General features: G+C 71.9%; 9 protein-coding genes. 4 read left to right on the forward strand and 5 right to left on the reverse strand.

Features of this window, described 5'->3' with window-relative positions:
• Positions 1 to 387 precede the first annotated feature (387 nt).
• Entirely contained in the window at positions 388 to 2,451 is a 2,064-nt protein-coding gene (locus AC5P1C_RS28070) for an ABC transporter ATP-binding protein (protein ID WP_493868733.1), read from the reverse strand.
• On the reverse strand, positions 2,448 to 4,400 hold the full coding sequence (locus AC5P1C_RS28075; protein ID WP_493868734.1) for an ABC transporter ATP-binding protein: 1,953 nt from the start codon (positions 4,398 to 4,400) through the stop codon (positions 2,448 to 2,450). Before AC5P1C_RS28075 ends, AC5P1C_RS28070 begins: the two co-directional genes overlap by 4 nt.
• A 185-nt stretch (positions 4,401 to 4,585) precedes the next feature.
• On the opposite strand from AC5P1C_RS28075, the gene AC5P1C_RS28080 reads away from it, so the two are divergent.
• The 4 genes from AC5P1C_RS28080 (at position 4,586) to AC5P1C_RS28095 (ending at position 8,226) form a co-directional block, all read left to right on the forward strand.
• A complete protein-coding gene (locus AC5P1C_RS28080) occupies positions 4,586 to 5,488 on the forward strand; it encodes an ABC transporter ATP-binding protein (protein ID WP_493868735.1) in 903 nt (300 codons plus the stop codon).
• On the forward strand, positions 5,485 to 6,264 hold the full coding sequence (locus AC5P1C_RS28085; protein ID WP_493868736.1) for an ABC transporter permease: 780 nt from the start codon (positions 5,485 to 5,487) through the stop codon (positions 6,262 to 6,264). The genes AC5P1C_RS28080 and AC5P1C_RS28085 overlap by 4 nt, the downstream gene beginning before the upstream one ends.
• A gap of 68 nt (positions 6,265 to 6,332) precedes the next feature.
• Complete coding sequence (locus AC5P1C_RS28090) at positions 6,333 to 7,598, forward strand: sensor histidine kinase (RefSeq protein WP_493868737.1); 1,266 nt, start codon at positions 6,333 to 6,335, stop codon at positions 7,596 to 7,598.
• Positions 7,591 to 8,226, forward strand: coding sequence for a response regulator (locus tag AC5P1C_RS28095; protein ID WP_493868738.1), 636 nt, complete (start codon positions 7,591 to 7,593; stop codon positions 8,224 to 8,226). Before AC5P1C_RS28090 ends, AC5P1C_RS28095 begins: the two co-directional genes overlap by 8 nt.
• 70 nt (positions 8,227 to 8,296) lie before the next feature.
• Here the strand turns inward: AC5P1C_RS28095 and AC5P1C_RS28100 are convergent, their stop codons facing one another.
• The 3 genes from AC5P1C_RS28100 to glgX form a co-directional block, all read right to left on the reverse strand.
• Entirely contained in the window at positions 8,297 to 9,661 is a 1,365-nt protein-coding gene (locus AC5P1C_RS28100) for a carbohydrate-binding protein (RefSeq protein ID WP_493868739.1), read from the reverse strand.
• A 158-nt stretch (positions 9,662 to 9,819) separates the two neighbouring features.
• Positions 9,820 to 10,776 carry a LysR family transcriptional regulator gene (locus tag AC5P1C_RS28105; RefSeq protein WP_493868740.1) on the reverse strand — a complete coding sequence of 319 codons (957 nt, stop codon included), beginning with the start codon at positions 10,774 to 10,776 and terminating at the stop codon, positions 9,820 to 9,822.
• Between the two features lie 75 nt (positions 10,777 to 10,851).
• Positions 10,852 to 13,182 (reverse strand): glycogen debranching protein GlgX, encoded by a 2,331-nt coding sequence (glgX, locus tag AC5P1C_RS28110; protein WP_493868741.1) that lies wholly within the window; start codon positions 13,180 to 13,182, stop codon positions 10,852 to 10,854.
• Positions 13,183 to 13,334 lie beyond the last annotated feature (152 nt).

Raw genomic sequence — 13,334 nt, forward strand, 5'->3', positions numbered from 1 at the left:
GTGGAGCAAGGCTGAACGTGGAGCAAGGCTGAACGTGGAGCAAGGCTGAACGTGGAGCAAGGCTGAACGTGGAGCAAAGGTCGCACGTGGAGCTGGGAATCGAGGGGAAGAGTGGCACCGGCGCGCTCGGTTTGTCAGGAGTGCGTCAAGAGTTGGCCGGAACTGGTCCGCTGCCCGGTGGGCCACGTTCGATATACGGAGGGACCCCTCGACGTGAAGGCCTCCCGATTGTTCGAGGTGAAACCTTCGCCGGGCGCTTGGAGGGGCGTGGCTGATTCCGCACCCCCGTGAGCGCGGCCACGGGGGGCGTGTGCGGCCCATCGCCGGCCCGGGGGGGGCGATGGGCCGCCGGCCGGGGGTGCGGTCCACCGCCCGGCACACCACCGTCTAGCCCACGACGCTGTCCCGCCACGCCCGGTGAAGATCCGCGAACGAGCCGTTCCCCGCGATGAGTTCGGCCGGAGTCCCGTCCTCCACCACGCGTCCGTGCTCCATCACGAGCACCCGGTCGGCGATCTCCACCGTGGAGAGCCGGTGGGCGATCACGACGGCGGTCCTGCCGCGCAGAACGGTGTGCATGGCGCGCTGCACGGCCCGCTCGCCCGGGATGTCGAGCGAGCTGGTCGCCTCGTCGAGGATCAGCACGGCCGGATCGGCGAGCAGCGCCCGCGCGAAGGCGACCAACTGCCGCTGACCGGCGGAGATACGGCCACCCCGCTTGCGTACGTCGGTGTCGTAGCCGTCGGGCAGTGCCGCGATGAAGTCATGGGCGCCGATGGCCTTCGCGGCGTGCTCGATGTCCTCGTGGGTGGCGTCGGGGCGGCCGATGGCGATGTTCTCGGCGACGGTCCCGGAGAAGAGGAAGGCTTCCTGGGTCACCATGACGACGCCGCGCCGCAGTTCGGCGTTGGCGAGGTCGCGGAGATCGACCCCGTCGAGCAGGACCCGGCCGTCCGTCGGGTCGTAGAACCGGGCGAGCAGCTTGGCGAGCGTCGACTTGCCCGCGCCGGTGGAGCCGACGACGGCGACGGTCTGTCCGGCGGGCAGGGTCAGGTCGAAGCGGGGCAGCACCTCGCCGCCGGTGCGGTAGGCGAACCGTACGCCGTCGAAGTCGACCTCGCGGCCCGGGTGTTCGGAGTCGAGGGTGGGCAGCGGCCTGGCGCGGTCGGGGTGCGGTTCGGGCACGGAGGGAGTCTGGGCGAGGAGCCCGGCGACCTTCTCCAGGGACGCGGCGGCCGACTGGTAGGAGTTCAGGAACATCCCGAGTCGGTCGATCGGGTCGTACAGGCGCCGCAGATACAGCACGGCCGCGGCGAGGACGCCGAGCGCGAGGGTGCCGTCGGTGACGCGGTAGGCGCCCCACAGGACGATGCCGGCGACGGCGGTGTTGGCGACGAGCCTTGAGCCGACGACGTACCGGGCCATCTCCAGCATGGCGTCGCCGTTGGCGCGCTCATGGTGGCGGTTGAGCACGGCGAACTCCGCCTCGTTGGCGTGCTCGCGCCGGAAGGCGCGGACCGGGCGGATGCCGTTCATCGTCTCGGCGAACTTCACGATGACCGAGGCGATGGCGGTGGACCGCTTGCCGAAGAGAGGGCCCGCGCGGCGCTGGTAGCGGCGTACGAGGAGGTAGAGCGGCACGAACGAGGCGACCGCCACCGCGCCGAGGCTCAGGTCGAGCCAGAGCAGCATCGCCGAGATGTAGACGAAGGACAGGATGACGGTGATCAGCTCCTGCAGCCCCTCGCTCAGAAGCTCCCGCAGGGATTCCACATCGGTGGTGGACCGGGAGATGAGCCGCCCCGAGGTGTACCGCTCGTGGAAGTCCACACTGAGGGCCTGCGCGTGGCGGAAGATCCGCCCGCGCAGATCGAGCAGTACGTCCTGGTTGACGCGGGCGGAGGCCACGATGAACGCGTACTGGAACGCGCCGGACGCGGCGGCGCAGAGCAGATAGCCGACGCCGATGGCGATGAGGGGCCCGTAGTCGTCGGCACGGACGGCGGGTACGCCACGGTCGATGGCGTAGGCGACGAGAAGCGGCCCGCCTTGGACGGCGGCCTGCTGAAACAGCAACAGCACGGCGGCGAGGGTGACGCGCGCACGGAGGGGGGAGAGCAGCGAACGGAGGAGGGCGGAGGTGGCGCCGGGGGCTGCGGGGAGGGTGTCCTTGTCGAAGTCGTCGGTGGGTTCCGGGTCGGGGTCGGGGGCGCCGGATGCCGGGCGGCGGTCTCTGTCGGGGCGGCTGCGGCTGTCGCCTGGCTCGGGCCGCTGCTGCTCTCCGGGGCGCACATGCCCTTCGGGGGCGCTCGCCGCCCAGGGGTGGGCGTCCGCCTCGGTATCGGTCCCCTCGCCCGGCCTCTGCTCCGCGCCGGAGCATCCGTGCTCCTCGGGGCGGTCGTCCTCCTCGTCGGGCCCAGTGCTCCGTGACGCCGGTGTCGACGCGGTCATCGTGTGCTCTCCCCCTCCGCGGACGCGAGGTTCGTTTCCCCTGTCTCGGGAGCGTCCCCCGCGCCCGACATCAGCCATGCGTACTCTTCGTTCCCCCGCAGCAGTTCCTGGTGGGTGCCGACCGCGGTGATCCTGCCGTCGGACAGCAGGGCGACGCGGTCGGCGAGCAGGACCGTGGACGGGCGGTGGGCCACCACCAAGGCTGTGGTGTCCCTCAGGACGCGGCGCAGGGCCGCTTCCACCAGGGCCTCCGTGTGGACGTCGAGCGCCGAGAGCGGGTCGTCGAGGACCAGGAAGCGTGGACGGCCCACCACCGCGCGGGCCAGCGCGAGACGCTGGCGCTGGCCGCCCGAGAGACTGAGGCCCTGCTCGCCCACCTGGGTCGCCGTGCCCTGGGGGAGCGCGTGGGCGAAGTCCGCCTGGGCCACCTCCAGGGCGCGCTCCAACTCCGCGTCGCCCGCTGTGCCTTCGGCGCCCATGAGGACGTTCTCGCCCACCGTCGCGGAGAACAGTGTCGGCTCCTCGAAGGCGACCGCCACCAGCGTGCGCAGCCTTTCGCGGTCCATCTCCGCGATGTCCTCGCCGTCCAGCGTGATGCGACCCCCGCTCACTTCGTGCAGCCGGGGCACCAGCGCCGTCAACGTCGTCTTGCCGCTGCCGGTCGCGCCGACGAGGGCGAGGGTCTCGCCGGGGTGAATGTGCAGGTCGATCCGATCAAGCGCGGGCGGCGCATCGGGCGGCGCGTCCGGGTACCGGAACTCCACCCCATGAAAGCGAAGCCCAGCGCCCCGGCCCCCCGCCCCTACGACACCCCGTTCCCCGGCACCACTCCCGCTCCGGGCTGCGGCCCCGGCCCTGGCTGCGCCCCCGGCCGGCAGGGTCCCAGCCCCAGCCCCAACCCCAATCCCAACAACCCCAGACTCCGGTTCCGCGTCCATCACCTCGAAGTACCGCTCCGTCGCCGTCGCCGACTCCTGGCTCATGGCCAGCAGGAAGCCGATCGACTCCACCGGCCAGCGCAGCGCCAGTGCCGTGGAGAGGAACGCGACCAGCGTTCCCGTCGACAGGACGCCGTCCGCCACCTGCACCGTCCCCAGCACGAGCGCCGCCCCGATCGCGATCTCCGGCAGGGCCATGATCACCGCGTAGATCGCCGCGAGCAGCCGCGCCTTGGCCAGTTCCGTGCCCCGCAGCGTGTGCGAGAGCTCGTGGAACGCGCGTGCCTGGCTGCGGTGGCGGCCGAAGCCCTTGATGATGCGGATGCCGAGCACGCTCTCCTCGACGACCGTCGTCAGATCGCCGACCTGATCCTGTGCCCGCCGCGCCACGGCCATGTACCGGCCCTCGTAGTACGCGCAGACGATCACCAGGGGGATGAGGGGCGTCAGGAGGACAAGCCCGAGGGCCCAGTCCTGCGCCAGCAGGATCGCCATGCCGACCACGATCGTCGTGCCGTTCACGACCAGGAACGTCAGCGGGAACGCCAGGAACATCCGCAGCAGCATCAGATCCGTCGTGCCGCGCGACAGCAACTGGCCCGAGGCCCAGCGGTCGTGGAACGCCACCGGCAGCCGCTGCAGATGGCGGTAGAGATCCGCCCGCATCGCCGCCTCGACCGAGGCCAGCGGACGCGCCACCAGCCACCGCCGGAGGCCGAACAGGAGCGCCTCCGCGACGCCGAGCAGCAGCAGGAGCAGCGCCCCCAGCCACACCCCGGCCAGGTCCCGGTCCGCCACCGGGCCGTCGACCAGCCACTTCAGTACGAGGGGGAAGAGCAGCCCCGTACAGGAGGCGAGGATCGCGACAAATGCCGCGCTGAACAGGCGAGTTCGCACGGGTCGGACGTACGGCCACAGACGCAGCAGCGTTCGCGCCGCGGATCCTCCCCGGGTGGGCTCCGCGGCCTGTTCCGTAGCCGGTTCCTTGGTCAGTGCATCTGGTTTCGGCATCACGAGCGAGCCTACGGATCGCCACTGACGCAGCCCACTGAGTTTCGTCCGGTCCTCGGTCGTCCGCTGGTCCTACGACCCGGCCGCTCCGCCGAAGTCGTACCCCTCCATCAACCGATCGGTTGATGCCCCTTCGAGCGCGATGGGCGATGCCCCGACCGCCGCCCACCGGCGACGCTCGACCCATGCCCATCATCGAAGTGCACGACCTGCGCAAGGCCTACGGCGGACGGACCGCCGTCGACGGTGTCTCCTTCGCCGTCGAGGAGGGCGAGATCTTCGGCGTCCTCGGCCCGAACGGCGCGGGCAAGACCACCACCGTGGAGTGCGTCGAGGGCCTGCGCGTCCCCGACTCCGGGACCGTTCGTGTCGCCGGGCTCGACCCCGTCGCCGACCACGACCGCGTCACCCAGATCCTCGGCGCCCAGCTCCAGGAGAGCGAGCTGCAGGCGAAGCTCACCGTGCGCGAGGCCTTGGAGCTCTACAGCGCCTTCTACCCGCACCCCGCAGACTGGCGCCCCCTCGCCGAACGCCTCCGCGTCACCGACAAGTTGGACAGCCGCTTCGGCAAGCTCTCCGGGGGGCAGAAGCAGCGCCTGTTCATCGCCCTCGCGCTGATCGGCAACCCGAAGGTCGTCGTGCTCGACGAGCTGACCACCGGCCTGGACCCGCGCGCCCGCAGAGACACCTGGCAGCTCATCGAAGACGTGCGCGACAGCGGCGTCACCGTCCTCCTGGTCACCCACTTCATGGAGGAGGCCCAGCGCCTCTGCGACCGCATCGCGGTCATCGACCAGGGGCGGATCGCCGCGCTCGACAGCCCGGCGGGCCTCATCAGCCGGGCCGCGGGATCCACCGTCATGTCCTTCACGCCGTCCGCACCCCTCGACGAGGGGGAGCTCACCGCCCTGCCGCGGCTGATCTCCGTCGACCACCGCGACGGCCGCTACACCCTCACCGGCACCGACGAGACCGTCGACGCCGCCATCACACTGCTCGCCCGGCACCACATCACCGCACACCAACTCCGCGTGTCGGACGCCACGTTGGACGACGCGTTCCTCGACCTCACGGGAGCCACGGCATGAGTACCGCCGTCACCACAGTCCGCCCCATCACGAAGAGCAAGGCTCCGGCCGCCGTACTCAAGGCCGAGTTCCGGATCTTCCGCCGTGAGCCGGGATCCCTCTTCTGGATCATGCTGTTCCCCACGGTCCTGCTGCTGATCCTCGGCTCCGTCCCCGCCTTCAAGGAGCGCGACGCCTCGCTCGGCGGCATCCGCCTCATCGACGCGTATGTCCCCGTCACGGTGCTGATCTCCCTGATCATGGCGGGCCTGCAGGCCATGCCGCCGCTCATCACCGGCTACCGCGAACGCGGCATCCTGCGCCGCATGTCGGCCACGCCGGTCCGCCCCTCCGCCGTGCTCGGCGCGCAGATGGGGCTGCACGGCGTGGCCGCGTTCGTCTCCGCCCTGCTCGCCCTGGCCGTCGGCCGGCTGGTCTTCGACGTGACCCTGCCGCGCCAGGCCTTCGGCTACGCGGTCGCGCTGCTCCTCGCCGTCCTGTGCGGGCTCGCACTCGGCGCCGTGGTCTCCGCGCTCTCGCGTACGACCAAGGCCGCCACCGCGATCGGCTCCGCCGTCTTCTTCCCGATGATGTTCACCGCGGGCGTCTGGCTGCCGGTGCAGGCGATGCCGGACGCGCTCGCCCGCGTCGTGGAGATCGCACCGTTCGGCGCCGCGGCCCAGGCACTGGGCGAAGCGGCGGGCGGCGACTGGCCGGGCCTGCTCCACCTCGGCGTGCTCGCGCTGTGGACCGTGGTCCTCTCGGTGGCGGCCGCGCGCTGGTTCCGCTGGGAGTGAGCAAGGCGGGAGTGAGCGGAGACAGGAGTGGGCGGCGGGCGGTCCGGCACGTGACCGACACTGGGACAGTGAGTGCGACTACGGCGGACGCCGCGAAGCTGATCGAGGAGCGCTGGGGCCTTTTCCGTCGCTGGGGGCCCTACGCTCTCCTCGGGGTCGGCTCCCTCATGGCGTTCGCCACCAGCGGTCTCGTCGGCATGAGCCGCACCGCGTGGTACGTGTCGGTGGCCTCGATCGTCGCGGCGCTCGCGCTGCAGATGTGGTGGGGCGTCAAGTCCCGCTCCGGGCACGGCCCTTCGGCCGCGAGCATGCTCTACTGGGCCGCGCGCTGGACGATCGCCTTCGTCCTGACCTGGCTCAACCCGTTCTTCGCGTTCTACGCGGTCGTCGGCTACTTCGACGACGACCGCCTGCTGCCTCCACGGCTGATCAGGCCCGGCCTGTTCGCCACCGCCGTGATCATGGCGGGTTCCCAGTCCGGCGGGCTGCCGCCCGAAGGCGAACTGGGCTGGACGGTCTTCGGCGGGGTCCTGGCGGTGAACGTGGCCCTGCTCGGCATCTTCTCCCATCTCGCGCTCCAGGAGGAACAGCGCGCCCGCGACACCGCCGCCACCATCATCGAACTGGAGCGCACCAATGCCGCGCTCCAGCAGGCCATGGACGAGAACGCCGCCCTGCACGCCCAACTCCTCGTCCAGGCACGGGAAGCGGGCGTCGCCGACGAGCGGCGCAGGCTCGCCGCCGAGATCCACGACACCATCGCGCAGGGCCTGACCGGCATCATCGCCCAGCTCCAGGTCGTCTCGACCGCCTCCGACGAGGCCCTGGCCCGCGAACACCTGGGCCGCGCCGCGGACCTGGCCCGGCACAGTCTCGGCGAGGCCCGCCGCTCCGTCCACAACCTCTCCCCGACGGCCCTGGAGCACGACGCGCTCCCCGAAGCGCTGAAGAAGACGGTCATCGAGTGGTCCGAACGCAGCGGTGTCCGCGCCGACTTCACGGTCACCGGACCCGCCGAGCCGCTGCACGAAGAGATCGAGGCGACGCTCCTGCGCATCGTCCAGGAGGCCCTGTCCAACGCCACCCGGCACGCGGACGCCGCCCGCCTCGGCGTCACCCTCTCGTACATGGACGGCGAGGTCGCCCTGGACGTACGCGACGACGGCCGCGGCTTCGACCCGCTGACCCTGGTGCAGCGCAGCGGCTCCGGCGGCTTCGGCCTCGACGGCATGCGAGCCCGCGCGGAACGCATCGCCGGCTCGTTCACCGTCGAATCGGAACCGGGGAACGGCACCGCGCTCTCCGCTCGCGTACCGTTGGTCCGCCATGGCTGACCCGCACCAGATCACTCTGCTCGTCGTCGATGACCATCCCGTCGTACGGGACGGTCTGCGCGGCATGTTCCAGTCCGACCCCTGCTTCGAGGTACTCGGCGAGGCCGCCGACGGCGTCGAGGCGGTCGCCCTGGTGGAGCGCCTCGACCCGGACGTCGTCCTGATGGACCTGCGCATGCCGGGCGGCAACGGCGTCGACGCGATCGCCGAGCTGAACCGGCGCGGCGCCCGGTCGCGGGTCCTGGTCCTCACCACGTACGACACGGACTCCGACACGCTGCCCGCGATCGAGGCGGGCGCCACCGGCTACCTCCTCAAGGACGCGCCACGCGACGACCTGTTCACCGCGGTCCGCGCGGCGGCCCAGGGCCGCACGGTCCTCTCGCCGGCCGTCGCCTCCCGGCTCGTCTCACGCGTACGTGCCCCCGGCAACGAGCCGCTGAGCACCCGCGAACGGGAGGTGCTCGCGCTCGTCGCCAAGGGCACGTCGAACCGTGCGATCGCCGTCGAACTCTTCATCAGCGAAGCCACGGTCAAGACGCATCTCACCCACATCTACGGCAAGTTGGGCGTCAACGACCGCGCGGCGGCGGTGGCCACGGCGTACAGCAGGGGCATCCTGAGCTGAGACAGGTGCCGTGCCCCATAAGGGGCGCGGGGAACGCGCGCTCAGCCCCATGCGGCCCGCAGCCGGGCGATCAGGTGGATTGCCACAACGCAGGAGTGTTGGACGGCTCCCACCCGGGCTGCGCCTGATGCCCTTGCAGGCACCGGTAGGTCGACCCGCCGTAGGTGACGGTGTCACCAGCGGCGTAGACCTTGCCCGCGGCCCACGTGCCGCCGGGCTCAGGGTCACCGGGGCCGGGGCCACCCCCTGTGGTCTTGAGCGTCAGGCCGAACTGCTGGAGCAGCGGATTGATCGGCTGATGGAAGGTCGTACCGCCGCTGCGGCAGTTGCCCGAGCCGCCGGATGTGACGCCCTGCGCCTGGCTCCCGGATATGTAGGAGCCGCCCGAGTCGCCCGGTTCCGCGCAGACCGTCGTCCGCGTCACGCCGCTGATGGTGCCCTCGGGGTAGGTGACACTCGTGTTGTGCTGCTGGATCGTGCCGCAGTGCCACCCCGTAGTGGAGCCGGAACGGCAGATCGACGCACCCACCGGGGACTGCGTGGAGCCCCCGACGCCGATCCGCTGCCCGCCCTGGCCCTTCACGTACGGGGTGGCGGTCCACTGGGAGTTGGTGGCGACCCAGGCCATGTCCCTGCCGGGGAAGATGGACGCCTGGAACGAGCCCTGGGCCACCTGGTTGTAGCCGCTGGTCGCGGTGCCCGCGCGCCCGCAGTGGCCCGCCGTCGCGAAGCCCTGCTGGGTGCCCTTGGTGATCGGGAAGCCGACGGAACACCGGCCGCCCATGTAGTACGCGTCGCCGCCCACGAGGTCGTAGAACGGCCGCGGACGCTCGCGCGTCTTCTCGATCTGTACGAGGGAGGACGCGACACCGGCGGCGGAGACGAGAGACTTGGCGGCGGAGGCGTGCACGGCGCGCACCACGACGGCGTTGGCCCGCACGTCGACATACCAGACGGGAGCGTCACGCGTCACGGTCGTCTTGGCGGACCGGTCCAACTTCGCTTTCGCGGCATCGAGTCGGCCGATGGAGTAACGGACGACCTCGGCGCGGGCACCGCGCGCCTCGATCGCGGGGACGTCGGAGGCGTCGGTGGTGGCCACGGTGAGCCGCGCCGACGTGGCGCCCCCCACCCAGGCCCCCGCGAAGTCACGGCCGAGGGAGTTCTGCAGCGCTCCCGCGACGGCCCCGGCCTCGGCCTCGTTGACGAGCCGGGCCTCGGCCTGCGCCTTGGTGAGGCCGAGGTCCCGCTGCATGGCCTTCAGGACCTCGGGCGATGTGCTTTCGACGGCGGCGGTCTCGGCGGGGGAGGGGGACGACGAGGCGGGATCGGCCTGGGCGTTGGCGGTACCGGGCAGCCCTGCGAGGACCAGGGCTCCGGCCGCGGCCAGCGCGGCACACGCCGCCGCGGCGCGTCTGTGGTGGATGGGGGGCATGGGGGATCTCCTCGGATGCGAGGGGTTGAGCGGACCGGCGAGGAACAGGACCGGCCAGCGGATCGCCCACAACGTAGAAGCCTCAACTGCCCACCAGTAGCTGTCAGCCGACCCCCGGCCCTGGCGTTATGGAAGGCGTGAGGAGGGCCCGGCGAGGTCTAGGGACGATGGGGCGAAGGCGCCGCGAGCCACGCCGTGTAGCTCTCGCTGCGGGCCGCTGCCTCCGCGTGGGCCGCTCGGGCCTGGGCGAAGACCGTGGGCGCGGTGTCGTGGGCCGGGGACTCCGGGTGCCAGCCGAGCAGGTGGCGCCAGTACAGGGGCGCCCCGGAGAGGGGTCTGGTCACCAGGCCCGGTGTCGGCGGGAATGTCGCCCGGCAGAGGCCTATCGCCCGTCCCACCTGGACCAGGTGGACGCAGGACGCGACATCCGTCTCGTACACGGAAGACGGTGTGAAGCCCGCGCGGGCGCACGCCGCGGTGAAGCAGTCCGCGAAGCAGCCGTCGCCCGGCACGTCCGTCCACGCCTCGCCCGCGAGCCGCGCCAGGTCGATCTCCCGGCAGTCGGCCAGCGGATGGGCGGTCGGCAGCATGACGAAGACCGGGTCACGGGCGACCTCCCGCCACACGAGCAGCTCGCTCTCCGGCGGCGGGCTCGCCCCGCACGTCCCCACAAGGGCGAAGTCGAGGCGCCCGTCGGCCGTGCGGGACGCGATGTCCCGCTCCGACCAGGAGGTGTGGGTCGTCACCGGCACCCCCGGATGCGCGGCGGCGAGCCGGTCCACCAGGGCCCCGAGCAGCGGCCCGTGCGTCGCCCCGAGCCGGAACCCCGCACCGCCGAGCTGCCAGGCGCGGCCGAACCGCTGCGCCTCCTCCCGCAACCCGCTGACCGCGGGCAGTACCACCCGGGCACGCGCCAGCACGAACTCCCCGAGCGCGGTGGCCCGCACCCCGTGCCGCCCCCGCTCGAAGAGCTCCCCGCCCAGGGCGCGCTCGATCCGCTTCAACTGCGCGCTCAGGGCGGGCTGCGCGAGCCCCAGCGCGGTGGCGGCCTTGGTCAGGCTGCCCGCGTCGGCGATCGCCCGGATCGTCTTCAGGTGCCGCAACTCCAGGTCCATGGGCCGAGCTTGACCCGTGCCCGGGAGCGCTGCAATGGGCACGTCAGGTCTGGTTCGGACCAATGCCGCCCGTCGTCAGTCTCCTGGCCCCTGCACCTCCTCTCGCACCCGCAGGACCAGCACCGACCTCGCCGCCAACGTGACCGCCGCACCCCCGCGCAGCACCGTGCCCGGCGCGGACCCCTGCTCCTCCAGAGACGTGTCCACCACCACCTCGTACGCCTGTGCCCACGGCGCCCCCGGCAGCACGAAGCTTCCCGCATGGTCCGCCGCGTGCAGGATCGCGAGGAAGCTGTCGTCGACGACCGTCGCGCCCCGGGCGTCGCGCCCCGGTATGTCACGGCCGGACAGATACATGCCGAGCGTCGAGGCAGGCGCGTACCAGTCGCCCTCCGTCATCTCCGCCCCGCGCGCCGTGAACCACGCCAGGTCCCGAAGCCCGTCCGCCGAATGCGCACGCCCGGAGAAGAACGCCCGCCTGCGCAGGACGGGATGCCGGTGCCGCAGCGCGATCAGGCGGGACGTCAGGTCGCGCAGCGCCGCCCACCCCGGCTGCTCGAGCAGCCCCCAGTCCACCCAGCTGACCTCGTTGTCCTGGCAGTACGCGTTGTTGCTGCCCCGCTGCGTACGCCCCATCTCATCGCCCGCGACCAGCATCGGCACCCCCGTCGAGAGCAGCAGCGTCGTCAGGAGATTGCGCAGCTGCCGCCGCCGCAGCTCCGCCACCCCCTCGTCCGCGGTCTCGCCCTCCACGCCGCAGTTCCAGGCCCGGTTGTCGTCCGAGCCGTCCCTGTTCCCCTCGCCGTTGGCCTCGTTGTGCTTGCGCTCGTACGACACCAGGTCCCGCAGTGTGAAGCCGTCGTGCGCCGTCACGAAGTTCACCGACGCGTACGGCCGCCGCCCGCCCCACGCGTACAGGTCGCTCGACCCGGACAGCCGGTAGCCCAGATCCCGCACATCGGGCAGCGCACCCCGCCAGAAGTCCCGCACCGCGCCCCGGTAGCGGTCGTTCCACTCCGTCCACAGAGGAGGGAACGCCCCCACCTGATAGCCCCCGGAACCCACGTCCCACGGCTCGGCTATCAGCTTCACGCGCCGAAGGACCGGATCCTGCGCGATCACCGCGAGGAACGGCGACAGCATGTCGACGTCGTGGAACGAGCGCGCCAGCGCCGCCGCCAGGTCGAAGCGGAAGCCGTCGACGCCCATCTCGGTCACCCAGTACCGCAAGGAGTCCGTGATCAGGCGAAGGACGTGCGGCTGCACCACCTGCAGCGTGTTCCCGCAGCCCGTGTAGTCCGCGTACCGCCGTCCGTCGGACGGCTGGAGCCGGTAGTAGCCGCGGTTGTCTATGCCCTTGAGCGAGAACATCGGGCCAAGCTCGCCCGCCTCCGCCGTGTGGTTGTAGACCACGTCCAGGATCACCTCGATCCCGGCCGCGTGCAGCGCCCGCACCATCCGCTTGAACTCGCCGACCTGCTCGCCCCGCGTCCCCGACGCCGCGTACGCCGCGTGCGGCGCGAAGTAACCGATCGAGTTGTAGCCCCAGTAGTTCTTCAGTCCCCTCCGCAGGAGATGGTCCTCATGGGCGAACTGGTGCACCGGCAGCAGCTCCACCGCCGTCACCCCGAGCCGCACCAGATGGTCGATCGCCGCAGGATGCGCCAGACCCGCGTACGTGCCCCGCAGCTCCTGAGGAATCCCCGGGTGCAGCTTGGTGAAGCCGCGTACGTGGACCTCGTAGATGACCGAGTCCGCCCAGGGAGTCTTCGGGCGCCGGTCGTCGGCCCACTCGTCGTCCGGCGCGTCGTCGTGCACGACCACGCCCTTGGGGACGTACGGAGCCGAGTCCCTGTCGTCCCGCACCGTGTCGGCCACCTGCTGCTGGGGCCAGTCCCGCACGTGTCCGTACACCTCGGGCGGCAGCCCGTACGTCGCGAAGTCGCCGTCCACCGCACGCGCGTACGGGTCGAGGAGCAGCTTCGCCGGGTTCCAGCGGGCACCCGTCCATGGGTCCCAGCGGCCGTGCACGCGGTAGCCGTAGCGCTGCCCCGGACGGACACCCGGCACGAAGCCGTGCCAGATCTCGTGTGTCAGCTCGGTCAGCGACGAGCGCGTCTCGACGCCCTCGTCGTCGAAGAGACAGAGCTCGACGGACTCCGCGCCCCCCGCCCACAGCGCGAAGTTCGTGCCCGCGACCCCGTCGGGCCCCACTCTGAACCGCGCGCCCAGCGGCGTCGGCGCCCCGGGCCACACGGGCAGGCCGCGCGCGCCCTCAGCGTCCGGCGGAGCGGTGCGCGCCCCTGTAGACGTCCCGTTCACGGCGGCGGCCCTGCCGTTCACGGAGGCCGCGCCCGTCCCGCGCCGCCCACCCCGGAGTGCTTCCTGTTCGGCTGCGCTGGACACCCATCCGCCTCCTGCGGCTCGACCCCTGCCGCGTCCCGGCGGCGGGGGCGTACCGGACCGGACGACGCGCGTGGACCCGATGCCCCGTGCCGTCCTCCCCACTGTTCTGCCCAGCGTGTGCGTCGCACTCACGTTTCCCCAGGAGGGGGACG

Source organism: Streptomyces sp. A18 (genome assembly GCF_059026065.1).

Excerpts from the sequence above, each read along its gene's own strand:
- AC5P1C_RS28095 (WP_493868738.1), top strand. The coding sequence starts at position 7,591 with ATGGCTGACCCGCACCAGATCACTCTGCTCGTCGTCGATGACCATCCC.
- AC5P1C_RS28070 (WP_493868733.1), bottom strand. The coding sequence starts at position 2,451 with ATGACCGCGTCGACACCGGCGTCACGGAGCACTGGGCCCGACGAGGAG.
- AC5P1C_RS28085 (WP_493868736.1), top strand. The coding sequence starts at position 5,485 with ATGAGTACCGCCGTCACCACAGTCCGCCCCATCACGAAGAGCAAGGCT.
- AC5P1C_RS28080 (WP_493868735.1), top strand. The coding sequence starts at position 4,586 with ATGCCCATCATCGAAGTGCACGACCTGCGCAAGGCCTACGGCGGACGG.
- AC5P1C_RS28105 (WP_493868740.1), bottom strand. The coding sequence starts at position 10,776 with ATGGACCTGGAGTTGCGGCACCTGAAGACGATCCGGGCGATCGCCGAC.
- AC5P1C_RS28075 (WP_493868734.1), bottom strand. The coding sequence starts at position 4,400 with ATGCCGAAACCAGATGCACTGACCAAGGAACCGGCTACGGAACAGGCC.
- AC5P1C_RS28100 (WP_493868739.1), bottom strand. The coding sequence starts at position 9,661 with ATGCCCCCCATCCACCACAGACGCGCCGCGGCGGCGTGTGCCGCGCTG.